Below are 20,993 nucleotides of genomic sequence, written 5' to 3' on the forward strand. Positions count from 1 at the left end.
GTTAAATCCTTCACCGGGGGGCGTGGTCAAATATAAATCTACCGATATCTTCGGCTTAGGCCGAGCACCCCTGGCGATGTAAAGTCTACAACGTAGCTGAAAACTTACAAGTGTGAAGTCCGTCAGGCATATGAAAAAAAAAGTTCCGTATACCGATTATTTAACATTTTTTGAACGAATTTTGTGCAATAAAATTAAGGAGAACCGCACCAGACAAGCCTTGCCGCGATTTTCAGGTCAGGAACTTTAATGCCATCTTGTGGTCAAAAAAAATTCCAGGAAAAATCTTAATTTCACTCAATGATATAAATTTGAGTGAATTTTTAGCCCAGAAAGTTGTCCTCTGCGGTAAGAATCCGATCGAACCGGACGCATAATGAACCCGATCGCACTCCCTTCTTCGGCTGCTTCAGTCAGACGGAAATGTTCCTCTTCCGTCAATTCTTCTGGTAACCATCCAATCACCACGCTGTAATTTCCGGTGCGTAACGCGCGGATCATCGACTCAACGGTATCGCACGGCGGGAGCTGATTAATTTGCATGACCTTGGTAAGCGGAAGGCCTGCGGACTGAACCCACTCACGGCTCAGTTTTTGCTGAGGCGTGAGCCAAAGCTGCCAGCGCGATTGCTGACCAAGCTGTTGTAATAACGGCAACAACAGAAGTTGCGTCAACAGGGGCTGGTCTTCACGATAAACCACTTCACTGATTAGCCCCGTGGAAACACGCTCGACGGAATTCTGCGCGACATTGCCTGCGGTAGAAGAGAGAGAGGTTGAGCGATTTGCATAGCCTGAAGTGTGCATATTCATTCCAGCCCTGTAGTCACTGTATGGATATACAGTAACCCCTGTATGCATAAAGATCAACCTCATTTTCGGAAAGCGACTCGCAAAATTCATTCAATGTTGATGTCCCTCGAAAAATCATCTTGCTCATCGGCGATAAGTTGCCTATTTTCCTGCTAACGGATCCGCTAGTAAGAATTTTCGCTGTTACTTTATGATTTTGAAGGGAAATATCATGAAAAAGATATCTTATGAACGGATTTATAAATCTCAGGAATACCTCTCCCCGTTGGGCGAGATTCATCACCGCGCGCTGTTTGGAGGCTATACCCTGGCGGTGGATGATGCGGTTTTTGCCATGGTGTCAGACGGCGAGCTTTATCTCCGCGCCTGTGAGGAGAGTGCGAAATACTGTGTAAAAAATGCCTCCTCTTTTTTGACGTTGATGAAGCGAGGCCGCCCGGTGCTGCTCAACTATTATCGTGTGGATGACGGATTATGGCAGGACAGGGAGCGGTTGCTTCAGCTCTCCTCGTTTGCGCTCAGTGCGGCAAGAAAAGAACGCTATCAGCGCCATCAACGAAACCGACTTAAGGATCTGCCAAACCTGACCTTTCAGCTTGAGGTTTTGCTCTTTGAAGCTGGCATTACCAATGAGGAAACGCTGCGGGCGCTGGGTGCAAGAGCGAGCTGGCTAAAGATGCGGGCAAAAAACAAAGCGCTCAGTATTAAAGTTCTCTTCGCACTGGAAGGGGCTATCGAGGGGCTGCATGAGGCGGCACTCCCGGCGGGCATTCGCCGGGAGCTAACGGAGTGGTTTAATGCGCTGCCTGAGCCACAGGAGAATCACTCCTCCAGGTAGCGATTTGCTGTTGCAGCCGGCAAATTTCAGGCAGCAGAGCGATAAGCAGGCCTATCTGCTGAAGTACCAGCGGCGCTTTGCTGTCGTTTCCAGGATCAAGATGCGCAATGCGTTGAGCCAGTTCATTCAGCGCCTGTTGAACGCGCGGCTCATCGGCTGGTCGGTGATGAAGCGCGTCATCGACATAACAGACGGCGTCATCAAGCAGGTTGAGAATGCCCGGGTTGGTGAGTTTCTCACGGTGGGCACCGAGCGTCGAAATATAGCTGGTGAACGTATGGTTGAGGCAGAGCAGGCGGAACGCAGTCTCACGAATCTCCGCCGTGGCGCGAGGCTCCGTTGACATGTTAGAGACAACGGAGGCCAGTTCTGCGTCACTGTTATGCGCGTCGCGACGGGCTATCCGGTAAGCCAGGCGGTTATCGCGCCCCTGGTGGTACTGCTCCAGGATTGCGTCAAGGTATCTGCAGTTGGCGTTCATCGCCCTGTCCACCACGCGCGGCAAATTGCGGAAACGCCAGTCCGGCCAGATAAAGCTGACCGCGGCCCAGGCAATCGCACAGCCAATCAGGGTATCGATCACGCGGGGCAGTGCAACTTCAAACCCTTCACCCAGCAGGTTAAAGCAGAGCAGCACCAGCAGCGTAATGAACATGGTGGCGTGGGCATACTGCACGTTGCGAAATGCGAAGAACAACACGCCGGTGATCACGATCAGAATCAATTGACCTTCAACGGAGGGCACGAAATAGAGCACCGGAAGGCCGATCGCGACGCCGACCAGCGTGCCGATAATACGCAGCGCAAGACGGTGTCGGGTGGCGTTATAGTTCGGCTGGCAGACGAACAGGCTGGTCAGCAAGATCCAGTAGCCGTGGTGCAGCCCGGTTATCTGGATAAAGGCATACCCCACGCACAGCACCAGCGACATTCTCACCGCGTGGCGAAAGAGAGCCGACTCCGGCGTAAAGTTACGGCTCAGCCGTAGCCACATATCGCTAACGCTGTGCACGCTGTCATCAGCAAGCTGATTTTCCACCTCACTGCCCGGCAGCGCCATCGCCTGTTCGGACTCAATTGTTGCCAGCTGAGCATCAATTGCCCGCAGGTTGTTCAGCAGAAAGCCCAGCGCTTTGATGTGCTCCGGTGACGTTCCGCTGGCCTGAACGCGGTCGAGCGCCGCATCAAGATGGCTGAATACGCGTTCAAAGCGGGGGTCATGCTGATAGGGCGTACGCAGCAGAATGGAGCGCGAGAGCTGCTGGCACGCCTGGGACTGCATGGACAGCAGGCGCTGGAAGCGGAACATCACGTCGCTGTAGCGGAACTTCTCGCGCAGGGCAGCATACTGAACGTGCGAAGAGCTGGCGCGTTCATGGATGTCCTGGGCGGCAAAATAGTAGTGTAAGGTCCTTCGCGTTCCGCGCTGACCGCGATCGCCGCGCAGACGGGTAAGCAGAGAGGCTTTTGTCTGGTTAAGGGTGGCGACCAGCTGGCCGTTTGCCAGTGCCAGATCGTAGAGCGGAGCCTGGCTTTCTTCCTCGATATCCGGGTCGAACAGCCGGGATTTCAGTTCCAGAAAGTGGGCTAGCTGCTCAAAGCTGCGGGCAAGGTTATCCTGCAAAGGGCGAACCGGGAAGATCAGATGACCGGTTAGCGTCAGCAGGTTATACCAGATGGCACCCAGCAACAGCAGAACCGGTTGCTGGTACCACTGGTCGTACAGGGAAACGCCCAGCATAGTGTAGATGGCGATCAGCAATGCACCAAACGCGATGGTGGCATAGCGCTGCCCAAGGCCGCCCAGCAAAATAAACCCGCTGGTTGAGAGCGTAAGGCCCAGGGCAAACAGCCAGGGCCACGGGAAAAGCAGCTCAACGGACGCTGACGCAATGAAAAAGCAGACAAGCGTAATGACCAGGTTACGTAAACGCCCGGCCAGACGATCGTCCAGGTCCGCCAGCGCCCCGGCCACCACCCCCAGCGTGAGCGGAATGGTGAGTTTGACATCATTCAGCCACCAGGGCAGGGCAACCGTGCCGCAAAGCGCGATAAATATCCTGACGTTGTATAGCCAGGTGCTGTTCCAGGTATAACGGCGAAGCAGTGGGCTTAGCATAAACGCGGCCGGTCCTTATTTACTGAAAACGACGGCGAGCGTTTGCTTCACGCGCCGCCTGGGCCACTTCTACCGGAACAACCCTGCGGCCGACGGGCCAAAGGGCGATGGCGGCGATCTTAAAGTTCGCGATCCCCACCGGAATGCCAATAATCGTGATGCACTGCGCAATACCGGCAAAAATATGCATGATGCACAGCCACCAGCCGAAGAAAATCAGCCACAGAATGTTCAGCAGGGTTCCGCCCGTATTCATCAGGGCGTTTTTGCTCTCCGGATTCAGCTCGTCAACGTGGATGGCTTCATTCCCGTAGGGGATTAAGGAGAGTTTTGTGATTTCCCAGCAGGAACGGGTCAGGGAAGCGTGAAAATCAGGACGATGCTCACCAGCGTGGCAAAAAGCCAGGAAAGGGTGGTGGCAAAACCGCCCAGCACAAAATTCAACACATTCAGAACGGTACGCATAAACCCTCACTTCCTTTCGATAAAATTAACGCCCAATGATTGTAACGTTTTTTTAGGCTGGAGCACCTTAAAACTGGCAGTTAAACTGTCAGGTAAATTATCTCTTCGTGGATTTGGCGGAACATGGAACTGAAAGCAACGTCGTTAGGCAAACGCCTGGCGCAACACCCTTACGACAGGGTGGTTCTCCTTAATGCCGGGGTGAAAGTCTCCGGGGAACGCCACGAATACCTTATTCCGTTTAACCAGCTTCTGGCTATCCACTGCAAGCGCGGGCTGGTGTGGGGCGAGCTGGAGTTCGTTCTGCCTGACGATAAAGTCGTGCGTCTTCACGGCACCGAGTGGGCTGAAACTCAGCGTTTCCATCATCACCTGAACGCGCTCTGGCAGCAGTGGAGCCAGGATATGAGCGTGATTGCTGCCCAGGTGCTGCAGCAGGTGCTGGACGATATCGCTCAGAGCAACGCGCAACACGCGTGGCTGACCCGTCAGCAGACCGCCGGGCTGCAGCAAAAGATCCGACAGGCACTCTCGGCGCTGCCGCTCTCCGTGACGCGTCTCGACGAGTTTGACAACTGTCGCGACGCCTGGCACCAGTGTCAGGCCTGGCTGAATGATAAGGATAAAAGCCGTCTCGCCCATAACCAGGCCTGGACGGACGCCATGCTCACCCAATACGCCGACTTTTTTAGTACGGTGGAATCTTCACCGCTCAATCCGGCCCAGGCGCGCGCGGTGGTCAACGGCGAGCAGTCGCTGCTGGTGCTGGCGGGGGCCGGTAGCGGTAAAACGTCGGTGCTGGTGGCGCGTGCTGGCTGGCTGCTGACGACCGGAGAAGCGGTCGCCGATCAAATTCTGCTTCTGGCCTTTGGCCGCAAGGCTGCCCAGGAGATGGACGAACGTATCCAGGAGCGCCTGCATACCCGGGATATCACGGCCAGAACCTTCCATGCCCTTGCGCTGCATATTATTCAGCAGGGCAGTAAAAAAGTGCCTTCCATCAGTAAGCTGGAAAACGACTTGCAGGCGCGTCAGGCGCTGTTCATCAAAACGTGGCGCCAGCAGTGCAGTGAGAAAAAGGCGCAGGCGAAAGGGTGGCGTCAGTGGCTGGAGGAGGAGCTCAGCTGGGAGGTGCCAGAGGGCAGCTTCTGGCAGGACGATAAGCTGGCGCGTCGTCTGGGTTCGCGACTTGACCGCTGGGTCAGCCTGATGCGAATGCACGGTGGAACGCAGGCAGAGATGATTGAAAGCGCGCCTGAGGCGATCCGCGATCTGTTTTCGAAGCGGGTCAAGCTGATGGCTCCGCTGCTGAAAGCCTGGAAAACCGCGCTGAAAGAGGAAAATGCCGTCGATTTCTCCGGTCTGATCCATCAGGCCATCATCATTCTTGAGAAGGGTCGTTTTGTCAGCCCGTGGAAACATATTCTGGTGGATGAGTTCCAGGATATCTCTCCGCAGCGTGCTGCACTGCTCTCGGCGCTACGGGCGCAAAATAAACATACGTCGCTGTTTGCGGTGGGGGACGACTGGCAGGCCATCTACCGCTTCAGCGGGGCGCAGCTCTCCCTGACGACCGCGTTCCACCACTATTTTGGCGAAGGGGATCGCAGCGATCTGGACACCACCTACCGCTTCAATTCACGCATTGGTGAGATCGCCAACCGCTTTATCCAGCAGAACCCGCATCAGCTGGCCAAGCCGCTCAACAGCCTGCGCCCAGGGGATAAAAAAGCCGTCACCCTGCTGGCGGATGACCAGCTGGAGCCGCTGCTGGACAAGCTCAGCGGCTACGCGAAGCCCGATGAACGTATTCTGGTGCTGGCCCGCTACCATCACCTTAAGCCCGCGGCGCTGGAAAAAGCCGCCACCCGCTGGCCGAAATTGCAGCTTGAATTTATGACCATTCACGCGAGCAAAGGGCAGCAGGCTGACTATGTGATTGTGGTGGGGCTCAAAGAGGGGAGCGACGGTTTCCCGGCCCCGGCCCGCGAGTCGGTGATGGAAGAGGCCCTGCTTCCGGTGCCGGAAGACTTCCCGGATGCCGAAGAGCGGCGTTTGCTGTATGTGGCCCTCACCCGCGCGCGGCATCGCGTGTGGCTGCTGTTTAATAAAGAGGAGCCATCCGTGTTTGTCGATATCCTGAAGAGTATTGATGTGCCGGTAGCGCGTAAACCATAACGATGTCAGGCAAGATTTTCAAGGCCGGGTAAGGCGTAGCCGCCACCCGGCAAAAAAGCTACTTCAGTCTGTCGGAAAGATAACGCTGATAGTCCGGAATAAGGATATCAACCGGCGAGTTAAACTGCGGCGATTCGATGATGAAATCCGCCGTCGACAGGTTCGTCGCCACCGGAATATTCCACACCGTCGCCAGGCGTAGCAGCGCTTTGACATCCGGATCGTGCGGAACCGCGTTCAGCGGGTCCCAGAAGAAGATCAGCACATCAATTTTCCCTTCGGAAATCTGCGCGCCGACCTGCTGATCGCCGCCCATCGGACCGCTCAGCATGGCATTCACCTGCAGACCCGTTTCGCGCTGGATCAGGTTACCGGTGGTGCCTGTCGCCGACAGGGCGTGCTTTTCCAGCGAAGACTGATGGCGGCGAACCCAGTTAAGCAGCATTTGTTTACAGTGATCGTGCGCCACAAGAGCAATGTGTTTGCGCTCAGGCAGCGTGCGTGTTGTCAATTCCATAATCATATCCATCAGGTTAACTGACTACACGATGACGGGAACCGCCTGACGCTGCAAGAGAAAGGCGTAAAAAATGTGGCTTATGATGAAGGTTGTTGTTTTGCCCACTGTAAAAATCGGGCCCGCGTGTCGGGATCGGCCTGCTGGAACCAGAATTTAAGGCGCTGTTCCGTCAGGGTCTGGGAATGGGGAGGAATAACGTCCAGTTCAGAGACGCCGGATAAAAGCGTACTGTCGTCCGCCATCATGGTGGCAAACTGCGGAAGCGAGGCGCGTTTTCCCGCTTTATTATAGGTCTGGGTCGCAGCCTCGTAATCCGGGCCTTTCGGTGAGGTGGTTAACGCCAGAATATCCAGCTTCACCGGAATCGGCATCGCATCCCCGTCCAGCAGTTCAACGCGGGGTGACGCGTCGAAGGCCGCAGATTCCTTCTCCGTTTCAAGGCGAGGCAGGGTGATATTCACCTGACTGATTTGTCGGGTATTAAAGCTGACGATCAGCGGCGGGGAGATGTACATCCGTTGCTCGTGATTAGCCAGACCGATCGGCTTTTCTACCCGGAAGACCAGTTGATGCGGCCCGTTATCTAACTCGATGCTGTCTGCACCGCGCAATAACGAGCTGGAGACCTTTTTTCCGTCCAGTACAAGGAGATCAATGTCGGTAGAGAGCCGGAGCGTGGTAGCAAAAACGCAGACCGGCATCACTAACGCAATCAGAGCAGTGGCAATACCGGTTTTCATAGAAGGCTCCCGTCAGAAATCCTGTCGCCGCATTAATGTATCTAAATTTTTCGATAATCACGTTTACTAACATATAGACATATTTCGCCGTTTTGCCCTCATGCATCTGTATGGGATGGATGGTTGAGATGTGCGGTTTGGCGTACACTTTCAAAAAAGCCAGGAGAAAAACCATGAAAGAGAACGATATTGCCGAGATTCTGACATCCACGCGTACCATTGCGCTGGTGGGCGCGAGCGATAAACCCGATCGTCCAAGCTATCGGGTAATGAAATACCTTCTCGATCAGGGCTATCACGTTATCCCGGTCTCGCCAAAAGTGGCGGGGAAAACATTGCTGGGCCAGCAGGGTTACGCCACGCTCGCTGACGTGCCGGAAAAAATTGATATGGTCGATGTCTTCCGTAATTCCGAGGCGGCGTGGGAAGTGGCGCAGGACGCTATCGCCGTAGGCGCAAAAACGCTGTGGATGCAGCTGGGCGTGATTAACGAGCAGGCCGCCGTGCTGGCGCGGGATGCGGGGTTGAAGGTTGTCATGGACCGCTGCCCGGCGATCGACATCCCCCGTCTGGGGCTGGCGAAGTAAAAAAAAAGCCCGTTCATCGGGCTTTTTTTACACGCTTAGTTCCGCAGGCGCGGAGCCTGTAACTGTTTGCGGATAGTCTGAGCAAGTTCATCCATTGTGGGTTGCTCCGGATGTTCTTCCTGCAGCTCGCTACTCAGCTGCGCTTCGGCAAGATAGGTGTGAACGGGCTGTCCATCGTCACCTTCCATCACCACATGGTACCAGGGCGCAGCGCGAAGCTCTGCGTTCACCGCCAGCTCGTCTGCTGACGGTTCATCAAGGGAATACTCCGGGTCGATATCCACGACCACACCCAAATACCCTAGCAAAGTGTGGCGGACCTGCTGGCCGATACCGAATTTGCTGGCAATCATAGTCACCTCCCGGGAAACACTACTTACACGTTATGTGCGGGCAATATTTCTCTTTTCAAGTTACATGACGCGACAGGCAAACCCTTTCAGATACAGTCCTTCCGGGTAGGTAGCAATCACGGGGTGATCGGCTGCCTGACGGAACTGCTCTATAAATTGTACATCACGGCCAGCATCTATTGCGGCATCGGCGATGATTTTCTGAAATAAATCTGTGGTCATCAGGCCGGAGCAGGAGAAGGAGAGCAGAACCCCGCCCGGGTTCAGCAGCTGGATAGCCAGCATGTTGATATCTTTATACCCGCGGCACGCGCCCATCAGCTGGCTTTTGTTTTCCACAAACTTTGGCGGATCCATCACGATGACGTCGAACTTCTCGCCCTGGTCGCGATATTTACGCAGCAGCTTGAAGACGTCATCGCGTACAAACTCCGCTTTGCTCAAGTCCAGCGTGTTGAGCTCGACGTTCTGTTTTGCCACGTCCAGCGCTTCCTGGGAGGTGTCCACGCTCACTACCTGGGCACAGCCGCCCATCAGCGCCGAAACGGCAAAACCGCCGGTATAGGAGAAGCAGTTCAGCACGCGTTTGTCGGCAACATACTGACGCGTAGCCAGACGGCTGTCGCGCTGGTCGAGGTAGTAACCCGTTTTGTGTCCGCCCTGAATATCCACCAGCAGCTTCATGCCGTGTTCTTCAATCGGCAGCAGGGCCGGTGGCAGTTCGCCCGTTACGGGCCCCTGAGTCAGCTCCATGCCTTCTTTTTTGCGCACCGCCACATCGCTGCGGTCGTAAATTGCGCATTCCGGGAACAGCGTTTGCAGCGCGCTGATCAGCGCGGCACGCTGGTATTCCGCTCCGGCGCTCAGGAGCTGCAGCACCAGAAAGTTACCGAAGCGATCGATGGTCACGCCCGGCAGGCCGTCGGACTCACCGGCAATCAGGCGGTAGCTGTCCAGCCCGTCGCGTTTTGCCAGCCAGTCGCGCCACTGCTGCGCCTGCTGCAGACGGCGAACGAAGAAGTCGATGTCGATGGTTTCATCTTTATCAAACGTCCAGACGCGAGCACGGATCTGGGACGCTGGCGAGTAGGCGCCGCGCGCTAACCATTTCCCCTGATGGTCAACGATATCAATGGTTTCACCGAGGCTGGCTTTGCCTTCCATACGGGCAACCGCGCCGGAAAAGACCCAGGGATGACGGCGCAGTAATGATTTCTCGCGCCCTTTGGCTAACACTAAACGTACACTCATAATTTGCTGTTCTGTCGATTTCAGGAAATGGCGCGTAGATTACCACATTCAGCAAGGCGCAATCATCTGCGGATGCCGTTGAGCGTTTCGGCACAAAATCAAATCGCTTAGGCACATTACGATATTGCAGCTGGCTTTAGAGTGGGGCTTCCGGTACAGCAAAGGGAGCACCCATGAAAAAGCGCAGTGTAATCGCAATAGCCGCTCTGGCGGCGATGAGTTTTCAGGCTTTAGCAACAACGCCTTTCGGCGTCACCAGCCGGGATATTTCTGGCGAAAAGCGACTGGCGCAACAGCAGGTATTTGAGGGGTTTGGCTGCCACGGTGGGAATATTTCTCCACAGCTGGCATGGAAAAATCCGCCCGCCGGTACGAAAAGTTTTGCCGTCACGGTATATGACCCGGATGCGCCCACCGGCAGCGGCTGGTGGCACTGGACCGTAGCCAATATCCCGGCGAAGATAATGACGCTGCCCGCTGATGCCGGTAACCCGAACGGCGAGAAATTACCTGCCGGCGTTGTGCAGGGGCGTAATGATTTCGGCTATTCTGGATTCGGCGGCGCATGTCCACCCGAAGGGGACAAGCCTCATCGCTATCAGATTACCGTCTGGGCTCTGGACGTGGATAAACTGCCCGTCGACAACAATGCCAGCGGCGCGCTGGTCGGTTTTATGCTCAATAGTCACGCTCTGGCAAAGGCTCAGTTAACGGCAACCTACAGCAGATAAGGATGACAGGGTGCAGGAGTTCCATTTTCGACATAACCATCTCACGGCGGGTGAAGTGACTGCCAGCAAAATGCATCGCCTGCACCAGGTTAAACTGTTTTTTCCGGCTATTTGTCATATCACTCACGGCACTAAGGTGATAGTTCAGGATGATAACCGCCTGGAGGCGACACGGGATGAGCTCATTATTATCCCGGCCAATACGGCGATGGAGATTATCAATCAGCCTGTAAACGGTCTGTTTCACTCGGATTTGCTGATGTTGTCCCCGGAGATCGTCGCCGAGTTTAAGGCGCATTACCTGAAATCCTGGCCGCGCACGACGCTGCATTCGCTCTGCGCCCCGCTGAGCGAGGGGCTGGCGTTTATGTGGGACAACCTGCTGCACGCCGTCCGTCAGGATTTACCGGAGGCGCTACAAAAGCATCAGGCCTTCGGCCTTTTGCTGGCCCTGCTGCATGATGGTGTGGCGGGTCCGCTGCTTATTGAGCGAAACAGTAACCTGACGGAGCAGGTGCGGCAGTTCATTATGCTGTCGCCTGCCAGAGCCTGGACCGCGCAGGACGTCGCCAGCCGTCTGGCCTTAAGCGTGCCGACGCTGCGCAGACGCTTGCGTGAAGAGTCGCAGAGTTTTCGCCAGATCGTGGAGGAGGTGAGGATGGCCGTTGCGTTGTCACAGCTCCAGTCAACCCGATTACCAATTGGCGAAATCGCATTACAATGTGGGTATCTTTCCAGCTCTCGTTTCACCGCCCGTTTCCGGCAGCACTATGGCTGTTTGCCGAAAACGCTACGTTAAGGAGAAGAAAAATGTTAAAAGTCTGCACCATTGCCTGGGTTCACGGCGTTGTTCAGGGCGTGGGGTTCCGCTACAGCACCCAGCGCGAAGCGGTTGAGCTTGGGCTAACGGGATACGCGCGAAATATGGACGACGGCAGCGTTGAGGTGGTCGCCTGCGGCGAAGCGGAGCAGGTCGACAAGCTGGTGGCGTGGCTGAAAGCGGGCGGGCCGCGCAGCGCACGGGTTGATAAGGTGTTAACGGAACCGCATCAACCCGGGCGCGAATACGTAAACTTCGGGATACGGTATTAAATACACTTCACCGGCTTAGGCAGGCCGGCAATTTTGGTGGCCTGTTTTGCCGGGCCTTTCGGGAACAGACGGTACAGATAGCGGCTGTTGCCTTTCTCTTCGCCGAACTTATTGGCCATGGCTTTGACCAGCATGCGGATCGCCGGAGAGGTGTTGAATTCAAGATAGAACTCGCGAACAAAACGCACCACTTCCCAGTGTTCGGTGGAGAGGATAATCCCTTCGTTTTCCGCAATTTTCTCCGCCAGCGGTTCGCTCCAGAGCGTCGTATCTTTCAGATAGCCTTCGCTATCGGTCTCAATTTCCTGGCCTGCAAAAATGAACATAATCTTCTGTCGTCTGTGAAAAAAACGGCGACAGTGTAGCAAAAAAGCCGCCGCAGGATAAACCGTGACCTACAGGAGCAGCTGCAGCAGATTGTTGGCATTGAGCTTTTTCAGCGCGTTGCATTTATGGGTCGAAACCTGTTTCTCAGACATACGCGTCACGATGGCAATGTGGCGTACCGGCAACCCGGTAAGCATCAGATCGAGCACGTTGAATTCAAGACCGGTAAGACAGCAGTCAAGGCTTCGGACGCGGCGAGGCTCTTTTGCCAGCAGATATGCCGCATCTGCGACGGCGATCCGGTCATCAATGATATAAAGGGTTAACGTACTGAAACGCTTGCGTAAATGCGTCGCCAGCGCCCACCCCTTTTCATTGCAAACCAGATACAGGCTGCCTTGCCAGCGGGCTGCTTCCAGTTTGAGCAAAATGTTTATCAGCGCCTGATGCGTGGCCGCCACGGAAAAACGGCAGCGCACAACAAGCACGCGGCGGCTAAGCAGCGCTGGCTGCCATTGCACGGTGTCGCTTTGGACCTCTGGCTGAACGCCCCGACGCAGCAGCGCGTAGCGCAACCCTTCGGCGTAAAATCGATTATTATCGAGAATGGCGTAACTCACGGTGACCTCGTTATAACGTGCTGGGCGTATAGATAACGCGCAGCGTGCCGGTATAGTCGCCCGCGTTTTTGCTGCTGGCGGCAAACGCGGGGGTTTTCAGGATAATAGGGGCAGGGATGCACAGTACGCTCTCGCGTCCGCCGGGCAGCACGACCTGACGCAGATACTGCGGATCGTTTGTGCCTTGCCAGACCAGGGTTTTACCGTTCGCGACGGTTTCGGTTGCGCCTGTTATTGGATTGGTGACGGAGACCCGATAATCGAGACGATCCCGCGTATCGGTCTGGCTACCGCCGCGTCGCCTGATAGAAAACGCGCCTTCGGCACGGTCCGCAGACGTGACTCCGTCGTCTTCAAACCGAAGGTAGGCGCGGGTGCTGGTGCTGTTATTACCGTCGTACAGGCACATATCCAGCGAGTTTTCACCCTGGATTTCACTGCCACCCGGCCGCCCCGGGAAGTTGGTCAGGTTGAGGTTAACGATGGGCGTTGAGTGCGGAAATGCCGGCAGATAAATTTGCTGATTACCCGGATCGACCACCTCAATGCGAATGTTGGCCTGCCACCGGGCGATAGTGAGATAGCCAGGGCATCCGACGTTTACGTCATTGAAGTTCCCGCCACAGTCGGCGCTCCCCCATTGACGCAGGTTCTGCTTAAGCGTTGCGGTCCAGATCCCCGGCAGGGCGAGCTTATCCAGTTCGCTTTTCACAATATAGAAATCGAAGTAGGGCTCTCTGTTCCAGTCAGCGATTGTGGCCGTTCCCCCTGTCACAAAGCTGGCAAAGATAAACACTTTATTGTTGATAAACATGTAGTGATCGCCATACACCTTGATATCCACCGTCTTGCTGGTGAGGGCATGCGTGAAACGTAAATTGATGGCATAGGGCGCGGCCGGGTTACCCGAGAACCAGACCGGAGAGTTCATGCAGGCCCCGTACGTTGCGTCGGTCCGGGACTGACAGGTCAGGGTATTACGTCCCCACTTTTGCGGGTCGGCGACGTCAAAGCCGCCCGATTCATGAAACCAGATATCGAAACGCGCAGGCGGTGCCGTGCGATCGAAGCTGATCCCAACGCTGGTGTTGCGTCCCGCAGGGGCGCCCGCCAGCGTCTGGCCTGTCCACAGGCTTAAGAACAGTAAAATAAAGAAGCACTTAATCACATCATTTCCCTTTAGTGAAGTTGTCGGCGTTCATGGCGGTCGGGCTGACTGGGGTCGTTCGTCCGGCCAGCATCAGCTGTGCCTGCTGCTGGACGGCATCCGGCAGGGCGGAGAAGGTTAATTCCCGGCAAGGAATTGAGCCGACATAGCGCACCACGTCGCGCATACTTTTCACGTTGAGTTCGCACTGATAAAACTGCTGCTGTCGCACCAGGTAGAGGTTATGCAGCAGGGCATCGCTCTGGGCGCTGAATCCGCCGTTGCCGAGATCGCTCCAGCCGTTAACGTTCAGCGGCACGCCACCGATAAACGGCGAATGATGCTCGTCGGTCAACTGGCCGAGCCAGGTGTAGCTTGCGGTGGTTTGCACATCCCGACGCAGCAGTTTGCCCGGCACCATAAACAGCGTTCTGCTGCCTGAACCTTGCGTGATCTCACTGCTGGCCCCCCGGGATACGTCCAGCGATTCGTTAATCGTCAACGTTGTCTGCTGGTAGCCCGGCACTGCGAAGAGGGCGCGGCTATTGCCCGGAATGTCTGCGCTCCCGCTGTTATCCAGCGACACGGCAACGCTCGGAGCCTGGGTATCTTCCGGTGTGGCAACGTTAACCGCGACGGCGGAAGCAGGACGACCGTCGCTCCAGCGGCCGAGCCACAGGCCAGAACGCGACAGCGCAAGGGTCGTGCTGTAGTTGCCGCTGCTGCTCAGCGTATGGCGCCTGTCCTGACGATCCCAGGCGTCGCTGACGGTCAGACTGCCGTTGCCGTATCGCCCGCCCTGGCGCGTATAGGCTGAGGTATTCAGCGAGTCGCTGTTAATGCCCGACGCGCTCAGACCGTACTCGTTTTCACCGCGTGCATCGGCGTACCAGTTATGCGCTACGTTGTAGCTCAGCTGATTTTTTTCACGCTGCTGATGCTGCCAGGTCGCGCCCATAGAGGTATAGCTCGACGCATCACCCTGACGGTTATGCGCCATGGACAGGCTCACGCTCAGGTAGCCGCCTTTGTCCCTGCCGTCGCGGGCGTCATCGTTACGCATGAACAGGTTAATGCTGCTGTTAATGTTGAGGCCTCGGGTACTAAAGGCATTGCTCAGGCCTCCCTGCCAGGCCCGCGAGCGCGAGCGGGTCATATAGACCGATTCCCACGGCAAACCCGCATCGTGGCGATCGTCGCTATCCGGCAGCTCCCGACGTGAAACGTAACGTCCTTCGTTACGGTTATCCGAATACCCGAGGCTCGCATACCAGGCGCCGACAGGGACGGAAAACATCACCGAGAGGGTGCGATAACAGCCGTTCACGGCGTCAAACCCCGCGCTTCGGGTGTTGCAGTTTTCCGCTGATAGCGCGTTGCGATAGAGGCTCAGTGAAAAACCGTCGTTGTAGCTGATTTGCTGAATATTGCCGCGCTGGCCTTCGCTGCCGTAAAGGTAGCTAAACCGGGTACTCAGCACGCCGTCGATCGGGCCCGCGTTGAAGCCCCGGCTCCAGTCGAGCGCATTTTCCAGGAAGCGCTGGTTTTTCTTTATCGTTGCTCCGCTGGTAAGCGCTAAGGTCGGGGTGACGGGCAGGCGTACGCCCGCCTGCGCAACCGCGCTGCGTTCTTCGTTTTGATCGCTATTGTCGGTTTCACCCGCCTGCAGGAACCACTCGACGCGGTCAAATGGCGTAATGCCGGTTCGGGTAAACGGCACCTGCTCGGTACGCGTCAGCCAGTTATTTTCATAGACCGACAGCGTGACGGTGTAGCTCCCGTCCGGAAACGAGCGCGTGTCCAGGGTTTGCGCCCCGGCATTCAGGTAAAAGCTGGCCAGCAGCTGATTGCCACGGCGGGCGTCGATACGCGCGTCATGGGAAAGCAGCACGGTGACAGGGGTTCCCTTTGACCGCTGAATCGGATTAATCCACGCCCGTGTTGAACCCGTGCGCAGACCGCGAATTTTGCCCAGCGGCAGCTGGCTGAGGTTGATATTTCCGCCAGCATTACTGAACAGATCGCGGGTATCCATCTCGCCCAGCTGGACATAGTACTGACGCAAGAGATCCTGGCGGAACCAGGCGTTGTTGACGGTTATCTCCTGCTGCTGCTGACGCCGTGAACGTTGTCCCAGCCAGGTCCAGTCGAGGTTAACATAGCCGTCCTGCGTGAGCGCCAGCGCGCCGTTGCCCTGCACGGTGGCCGACTGATAATCCCTGTCGGCAACGAAGTTAACATTCTGCTGATGGACCAGCGCATTTTCGGTGTCCTGCGTGGGCTGATACCACTGATTTTCCGCGGTGGCTTTAGGCAGAAATTTCTTGTCCAAAAACAGGCTAATACGGGCGTTATTCTCGTCAAAGATAATGGCCGCGCGGTCGGTATTAATGTAATCGCAGCCCGTTGCGGAGCCGTTGCTGCTGCAGGCCAGGTTGCCGTTACGGGCAAGCGGAACGGCCAGCGCGGCAGACACGGTGCCAACGAGAGCAGGGTCGTCGTTAAACCGTCGTTTGATGGCCGCTACAACGGTTTCAGGTGCGACAAAACTGACCGTTTCAAGCGTGATATCCGTTTCAAAAAGTCCAAGCGACTCGCCGTAGAGGTTGACCTCTGTCCACAGGCGCTGCGTTTTCGCCAGATCTTCAAAACCTGCCGGGACGGCCATCCCGGCGCAGGCGAGTTGGATGGATGCGGGTAACAAAGCAACAAAGAGGAGAGTATTTCTGTGAAACGCCATGAACGAGCCTCGACATCATCCTGACGTCAGAGGGCGGGCACCCTCTGACGTTATTCCTTAGGTGCTATGGTGTTACGCACCGCCTTCCGTGGTAGTCGCCTGCGTCAGCATCAGGCTGACAACGCCGCTGTACTGACCGGTTTTCAGAATGCCTTTGGTGGTCTGAGAAATGGTCAGCGGCAGTACCGCTGAACCGTTTTCGATGCTCCCCGGGAACAGTTCAGTACCGGTATATTCAACATCGGCTGTAGAGAGGGTTTTATCGCCCAGCTTCACCGTCATTGGGATGGTCTCAGCACCGTCGGCATTTGCCAGCTTCGCGGCGCTCACCAGACGCACTTTCACATTGCTGGTGGCGGAGTTAGACCATACCTTGGTATTCAGGCGGTAGCTTTCCAGACCGCGGCCAGGCAGGTACTGCATATCGATGCTTGCTGGCAGCGGCGTGTTATCGGCCTGGGTCATGTCCAGCTGTGAATCAACGCTGGCGTTGACGGTAATATCTTTTTGGATCGCCAGCGCGCTAACGGACGTGGTCATCGCGGCAACAATCATCAGAGGTTTAAAGTACTTACGCATTGATATCTCCATATTTATAAATGAGCACCCTGGCTCTTTAAACAAACCCTTTGGGGGGGCTTTACGGTAACGTCGTGTTATTGCACGACGGGTAAATCAGCTTCTTCAGCGGTTTTATTCACCCAGTTGAAGTAGCGGAATTTATATTTCTGGCCTTGTGTCTTTGTGAGCGTTTTTAATTTCCGTTCGGTGTCCGGATAAATCGTCGCGTCTTCTTTAATCCATTTACACGACGAATCTGCGTCACAAATACCGATCTCTCTCAGCGGCACGCGCAGCGTACCGTTGTTTTTTAACGTGCCCCTGCGAGGGTCAATCGAGAGTGAAACCACACTTTTTTCCGGGGCGAGGTGGATCAGGGCGCCCCAGATCACATTGACGCCCAATGTCGCCGTCGCAGCAGGGCTTTCTGCCTTGCCGGGAATAATGCTGTCAGGCTGCTTTACCCCTTCAAAATAGACGCGCCAGGTGGTCTCTTTTTCCGGTGGCGTAAGCGATACCAGACGAACCACGCGCATTGCCCCTGCCGCGAGGGCAAATTTTTCGGGCGTGACAACAACGCCGCCTTCTTTCCACGAGGCCACATCAATTTCTTTTTCCTGGGCCGTGCCGGGATTAAGAATTTTCTTTTGCCTCACTCGAATGAACTGAATATCATCCGTTTTCGACGCTACCTTAATTTGTGCCGTACCGGACTTGTCCATATTCAATTCCATCGGGTACACGCTCATATTGGCCATTGCCATTTCTGAGAAAAATGGCAATGACAGCGCGGCGACATAAAAGGCGGTTGTCATGTTCACTCTATTTTTCTGTTTCACATTCAGTCTGCCTGCTCTGAGTTCATCGGCGGCGCGTTAACACCAGGACACCGTCTGCTTTCGTATTGCTTCAGGGCAGGGAAACTTTAACCAGAACAGCGGTTTGTGAAAATTTGTATTAATTAACTCGCTAAATACAGGTTTTTATCCTGATTTTCTGGCTTTAAGGTTGTATAGTTAAGCGAAAATACCGCGACCAGGGATAGGAAGAAAATTCCTTCTGATGAAAAAATAAGCAGGTCAGGAGGCGGTTTTCATGTCGATGTACCAGGGATAAAAAAGCATGCGGTAACAGCCGAGAATAAAAGATGTTTTTTATATGCAATAATTCGTTGTTATTCGATCCTGAAGCACATGCAATAAGTCTTGTTGGACAACCAGAATCTGGGTAATGACTCCAAATTATTGATAGTGTTTTATGTTCAGATAATGCCCGATGACTTTATCATGCAGCTCCACCGATTTTGAGAACGACAGCGACTTCCGTCCCAGCCGTGCCAGGTGCTGCCTCAGATTCAGGTTATGCCGCTCAATTCGCTGCGTATATCGCTTGCTGATTACGTGCAGCTTTCCCTTCAGGCGGGATTCATACAGCGGCCAGCCATCCGTCATCCATATCACCACGTCAAAGGGTGACAGCAGGCTCATAAGACGCCCCAGCGTCGCCATAGTGCGTTCACCGAATACGTGCGCAACAACCGTCTTCCGGAGCCTGTCATACGCGTAAAACAGCCAGCGCTGGCGCGATTTAGCCCCGACGTAGCCCCACTGTTCGTCCATTTCCGCGCAGACGATGACGTCACTGCCCGGCTGTATGCGCGAGGTTACCGACTGCGGCCTGAGTTTTTTAAGTGACGTAAAATCGTGTTGAGGCCAACGCCCATAATGCGGGCGGTTGCCCGGCATCCAACGCCATTCATGGCCATATCAATGATTTTCTGGTGCGTACCGGGTTGAGAGGCGGTGTATGTGAACTGTAACTGCCATGTTTTACGGCAGTGAGAGCAGAGATAGCGCTGATGTCCGGCAGTACTTTTACCGTTACGCACCACCCCGTCAGTAGCTGAACAGGAGGGACAGCTGATAGAAACAGAAGCCACTGGAGCACCTCAAAAACACCATCATACACTAAATCAGTAAGTTGGCAGCATCACCAGAATCTGTATTAACGCTTTCGGCGCCAGCCGTGCGGCTTTTGCAGGAATTTATTAAACACAAAGGATGCGACCTGAGTCGGGAGGAATTAATCACTCGCGTGTGGGAGGAATTTGGCTTTACGCCATCGGGAAATAATCTCAATAAAGCGGTTAGCGAATTACGTAAAAGCTTCCAGTCTCTGGGAGAGGGTCACGAATTTATCGTGACCGTGCCCCGTTACGGGTTTCGTTTTGAGGCTGATGTGATTTTTCAGCCCGGAGAGAATATTCCATCCGCCGATCCGCAGCCTTCTTCCGCACCGCAAGAGGTGAAGCCTCAGCGCGCATCCGGGGAAAAATGGGTAATTGTGGCCGTATTGATCGTCGCTGCGCTGGTGACGAACTTCTACTTCAGCCGACCGCAGGGGATCATCGTTCCGGCGAAGCTCAAGCCGCTTAAGGAAAAAATCGCGCGTTGCAGCCTCTGGATTATCAACGATCACGGAAGGCCGCTGGTGCTATCGAAATTAGCGGAACGGCTGGAGGCCAATAGCGTGGCGTGCGAACGCGAGGAGTATGACATTTATTATTTCAGCGCCCGTTTTTCTATTTCCGATGCAGATGAGGTGTTCATTGGTGCCTGCCCGGCCAGCAAAACCAGCCTGTGCAAAACCATACGTTATAAAAGCGGGGCTCAAAAATGAAAATAAAACTTCTTTTTGGGCTGGGTGGTGCAGTGGTCGGCAGCGCCCTGGCGCTGTTTTACTATTCCGGCTGTGCGGTTAAAAAGGATGTGCTGGCCTGCAGCACTGAATTTAACTTTACGCGCAATGAAGGAAAAGCCAGTGAAGTGAAGGTCAATGCCGTTGCCCAGTTCTATTTTCATCGGGACGGAACCGGGTTGACCACCTATAAAGGCGCGGCAAGGGCTGGCGGGCAAAATTTGATCGTTGACAGGGATGTGGACTTTACCTGGCAGCAGCGGGACGATGATAACGTGATTGTGTTGAGCTACACCAAAACCTGGCGTCGGCACAATGACAATACGCCTGATGCTCAGTGGGGGAGTTTCGCCAACCCAACCGCACGCTACTATCTGACGATCTCTGAACTCGCGCCTTCCGTGTGGCTGATTCAGGACCGGCGTTACCCCACCTATATTTGCCGGGGTGAGTAGGGCATAAAAAAAGGAGAATGCCAGAGGCATTCTCCTTTTTCGTATCCGTTGTGCTTAATCGCGGCTGGCGAAGCCCAGGATGCTCAACAGGCTGACGAAGATGTTGTACAGCGACACATACAGGCTCACGGTTGCGCGGATATAGTTCGTCTCACCGCCGCGAATGATGTTGCTGGTTTCAAACAGGATCGCGCCTGAAGAAATCAGAATAAACACGGCGCTGATCGCCAGATGCAGGGCAGGCAGCTGCAGGAAGATGTTTGCCACCATACCCACCAGCACCACCACGACACCCGCCATCAGCATACCGCCGAGGAAGGACATGTCCTTACGGGTGGTCAGCACGTAGGCCGAGCAGCAGAAGAATACCAGCGCGGTGCCGCCCAGCGCCATGCCGATAAGGTCACCCATGCCGGCAGACAGATACGCATTCAGCATCGGCCCCAGGATGTAGCCCAGGAAGCCGGTGAAGGCAAACGCGGACAGAATACCGACCGGTTTGTCAGCGGTTTTGTAGGTCAGGAACATCAGACCATACATACCCACCAGCGTCAGGATCAGCCCCGGAGATGGCAGCATCAGCACGGTGCTGGCGGTTGCGGTGATCGCGGAGAATGCCAGCGTCAGGCTGAGCATGAAATAGGTATTGCGCAGCACCTTGTGGGTGCTGAGTAGCGATGTGCGGTCGCGTGAAGAAGTAATTATACGATCCATGAGTCACTCTCTTATGACAGATGTAATTAGCGGAAAGAATAGGAA

The 20,993-nt window shown here is 55.2% G+C and carries 22 protein-coding genes and 1 pseudogene; 8 read left to right on the forward strand and 15 right to left on the reverse strand.

The window, feature by feature from the left end:
- Window positions 1–297 precede the first annotated feature (297 nt).
- Window positions 298–807 carry an SOS-induced cell division inhibitor SulA gene (gene sulA, locus ACJ69_RS03430; RefSeq protein WP_038417560.1) on the reverse strand — a complete coding sequence of 170 codons (510 nt, stop codon included), beginning with the start codon at window positions 805–807 and terminating at the stop codon, window positions 298–300.
- Window positions 808–1,024: 217 nt separating this feature from the next.
- On the opposite strand from sulA, the gene ACJ69_RS03435 reads away from it, so the two are divergent.
- Complete coding sequence (locus ACJ69_RS03435; RefSeq protein ID WP_023311030.1) at window positions 1,025–1,651, forward strand: TfoX/Sxy family DNA transformation protein; 627 nt, start codon at window positions 1,025–1,027, stop codon at window positions 1,649–1,651.
- On the opposite strand, the gene yccS is transcribed toward ACJ69_RS03435, so the two are convergent.
- Together yccS and ACJ69_RS03445 are read right to left on the reverse strand one after the other, a co-directional pair.
- A complete protein-coding gene (gene yccS / locus ACJ69_RS03440) occupies window positions 1,608–3,770 on the reverse strand; it encodes a YccS family putative transporter (RefSeq protein ID WP_059346436.1) in 2,163 nt (720 codons plus the stop codon). The two genes, ACJ69_RS03435 and yccS, sit on opposite strands and share 44 nt — an antisense overlap.
- Window positions 3,771–3,789: 19 nt before the next feature.
- Window positions 3,790–4,235, reverse strand: a pseudogene (locus tag ACJ69_RS03445) (YccF domain-containing protein).
- 123 nt (window positions 4,236–4,358) lie between these two features.
- Between ACJ69_RS03445 and helD the strand changes: the two are divergent.
- Window positions 4,359–6,413 carry a DNA helicase IV gene (gene helD, locus ACJ69_RS03450; protein WP_059346437.1) on the forward strand — a complete coding sequence of 685 codons (2,055 nt, stop codon included), beginning with the start codon at window positions 4,359–4,361 and terminating at the stop codon, window positions 6,411–6,413.
- Between the two features lie 58 nt (window positions 6,414–6,471).
- Here helD and mgsA read toward each other — a convergent pair whose 3' ends face one another.
- Both mgsA and csgI read right to left on the reverse strand, forming a co-directional pair.
- The gene (gene mgsA, locus ACJ69_RS03455; RefSeq protein ID WP_023311034.1) at window positions 6,472–6,930 is read right to left on the reverse strand and encodes a methylglyoxal synthase; all 459 of its coding nucleotides are present in this window, start codon (window positions 6,928–6,930) and stop codon (window positions 6,472–6,474) included.
- Window positions 6,931–7,010: 80 nt separating this feature from the next.
- Window positions 7,011–7,673, reverse strand: a complete 663-nt coding sequence (csgI, locus tag ACJ69_RS03460) for a curli synthesis inhibitor (RefSeq protein WP_059346438.1) — start codon at window positions 7,671–7,673, stop codon at window positions 7,011–7,013.
- Between the two features lie 173 nt (window positions 7,674–7,846).
- On the opposite strand from csgI, the gene ACJ69_RS03465 reads away from it, so the two are divergent.
- Window positions 7,847–8,260 (forward strand): CoA-binding protein, encoded by a 414-nt coding sequence (locus ACJ69_RS03465; protein ID WP_028012609.1) that lies wholly within the window; start codon window positions 7,847–7,849, stop codon window positions 8,258–8,260.
- 35 nt (window positions 8,261–8,295) lie between these two features.
- Here the strand turns inward: ACJ69_RS03465 and hspQ are convergent, their stop codons facing one another.
- Window positions 8,296–8,613: a heat shock protein HspQ gene (gene hspQ / locus ACJ69_RS03470; RefSeq protein WP_008499919.1), complete on the reverse strand. Its 318-nt coding sequence runs from the start codon at window positions 8,611–8,613 to the stop codon at window positions 8,296–8,298.
- Between the two features lie 60 nt (window positions 8,614–8,673).
- Window positions 8,674–9,864 carry a 23S rRNA (cytosine(1962)-C(5))-methyltransferase RlmI gene (rlmI, locus tag ACJ69_RS03475; protein ID WP_059346439.1) on the reverse strand — a complete coding sequence of 397 codons (1,191 nt, stop codon included), beginning with the start codon at window positions 9,862–9,864 and terminating at the stop codon, window positions 8,674–8,676.
- Window positions 9,865–10,037: 173 nt separating this feature from the next.
- On the opposite strand from rlmI, the gene ACJ69_RS03480 reads away from it, so the two are divergent.
- Genes ACJ69_RS03480 through yccX form a run of 3 tightly spaced genes read left to right on the forward strand, consistent with a single transcriptional unit; the run spans window position 10,038 to window position 11,687 of the window.
- Window positions 10,038–10,595 carry a kinase inhibitor gene (locus ACJ69_RS03480; protein WP_059346440.1) on the forward strand — a complete coding sequence of 186 codons (558 nt, stop codon included), beginning with the start codon at window positions 10,038–10,040 and terminating at the stop codon, window positions 10,593–10,595.
- A gap of 10 nt (window positions 10,596–10,605) precedes the next feature.
- A complete protein-coding gene (locus ACJ69_RS03485) occupies window positions 10,606–11,394 on the forward strand; it encodes an AraC family transcriptional regulator (RefSeq protein WP_059346441.1) in 789 nt (262 codons plus the stop codon).
- Between the two features lie 11 nt (window positions 11,395–11,405).
- The gene (gene yccX / locus ACJ69_RS03490; RefSeq protein ID WP_059346442.1) at window positions 11,406–11,687 is read left to right on the forward strand and encodes an acylphosphatase; all 282 of its coding nucleotides are present in this window, start codon (window positions 11,406–11,408) and stop codon (window positions 11,685–11,687) included.
- On the opposite strand, the gene tusE is transcribed toward yccX, so the two are convergent.
- The 7 genes from tusE to ACJ69_RS03525 form a co-directional block, all read right to left on the reverse strand.
- Window positions 11,684–12,013 carry a sulfurtransferase TusE gene (gene tusE / locus ACJ69_RS03495; protein ID WP_029739910.1) on the reverse strand — a complete coding sequence of 110 codons (330 nt, stop codon included), beginning with the start codon at window positions 12,011–12,013 and terminating at the stop codon, window positions 11,684–11,686. The two genes, yccX and tusE, sit on opposite strands and share 4 nt — an antisense overlap.
- A gap of 69 nt (window positions 12,014–12,082) precedes the next feature.
- Entirely contained in the window at window positions 12,083–12,634 is a 552-nt protein-coding gene (locus tag ACJ69_RS03500) for a LuxR C-terminal-related transcriptional regulator (protein WP_059346443.1), read from the reverse strand.
- A 10-nt stretch (window positions 12,635–12,644) separates the two neighbouring features.
- Window positions 12,645–13,802 (reverse strand): CfaE/CblD family pilus tip adhesin, encoded by a 1,158-nt coding sequence (locus ACJ69_RS03505; RefSeq protein WP_052194051.1) that lies wholly within the window; start codon window positions 13,800–13,802, stop codon window positions 12,645–12,647.
- A 1-nt stretch (window position 13,803) separates the two neighbouring features.
- The gene (locus tag ACJ69_RS03510) at window positions 13,804–16,521 is read right to left on the reverse strand and encodes a TcfC E-set like domain-containing protein (protein WP_059346444.1); all 2,718 of its coding nucleotides are present in this window, start codon (window positions 16,519–16,521) and stop codon (window positions 13,804–13,806) included.
- A gap of 72 nt (window positions 16,522–16,593) precedes the next feature.
- Window positions 16,594–17,100: a CS1 type fimbrial major subunit gene (locus tag ACJ69_RS03515; RefSeq protein ID WP_021240847.1), complete on the reverse strand. Its 507-nt coding sequence runs from the start codon at window positions 17,098–17,100 to the stop codon at window positions 16,594–16,596.
- A 77-nt stretch (window positions 17,101–17,177) separates the two neighbouring features.
- The gene (locus tag ACJ69_RS03520) at window positions 17,178–17,921 is read right to left on the reverse strand and encodes a hypothetical protein (protein ID WP_059346445.1); all 744 of its coding nucleotides are present in this window, start codon (window positions 17,919–17,921) and stop codon (window positions 17,178–17,180) included.
- Window positions 17,922–18,323: 402 nt separating this feature from the next.
- Window positions 18,324–19,021, reverse strand: a protein-coding gene (locus tag ACJ69_RS03525) for an IS1-like element IS1A family transposase (protein ID WP_103215986.1) whose coding sequence is annotated in 2 segments (ribosomal slippage) — window positions 18,324–18,772 and window positions 18,772–19,021 — 699 coding nt in all. Because the reading frame shifts where the segments join, the coding sequence is not laid out codon by codon here.
- 41 nt (window positions 19,022–19,062) lie between these two features.
- Between ACJ69_RS03525 and ACJ69_RS03530 the strand changes: the two genes are divergently transcribed.
- Together ACJ69_RS03530 and ACJ69_RS03535 are read left to right on the forward strand one after the other, a co-directional pair.
- Window positions 19,063–19,761 carry a winged helix-turn-helix domain-containing protein gene (locus ACJ69_RS03530; RefSeq protein ID WP_232248385.1) on the forward strand — a complete coding sequence of 233 codons (699 nt, stop codon included), beginning with the start codon at window positions 19,063–19,065 and terminating at the stop codon, window positions 19,759–19,761.
- Window positions 19,758–20,234, forward strand: coding sequence for a hypothetical protein (locus tag ACJ69_RS03535; RefSeq protein WP_029739917.1), 477 nt, complete (start codon window positions 19,758–19,760; stop codon window positions 20,232–20,234). Before ACJ69_RS03530 ends, ACJ69_RS03535 begins: the two co-directional genes overlap by 4 nt.
- A 54-nt stretch (window positions 20,235–20,288) precedes the next feature.
- Here ACJ69_RS03535 and yccA read toward each other — a convergent pair whose 3' ends face one another.
- Entirely contained in the window at window positions 20,289–20,948 is a 660-nt protein-coding gene (gene yccA, locus ACJ69_RS03540; protein WP_023335168.1) for an FtsH protease modulator YccA, read from the reverse strand.
- Between the last annotated feature and the right edge of the window lie 45 nt (window positions 20,949–20,993).

Origin of the sequence: Enterobacter asburiae (assembly GCF_001521715.1) — a bacterium.
GTDB lineage: Bacteria > Pseudomonadota > Gammaproteobacteria > Enterobacterales > Enterobacteriaceae > Enterobacter > Enterobacter asburiae.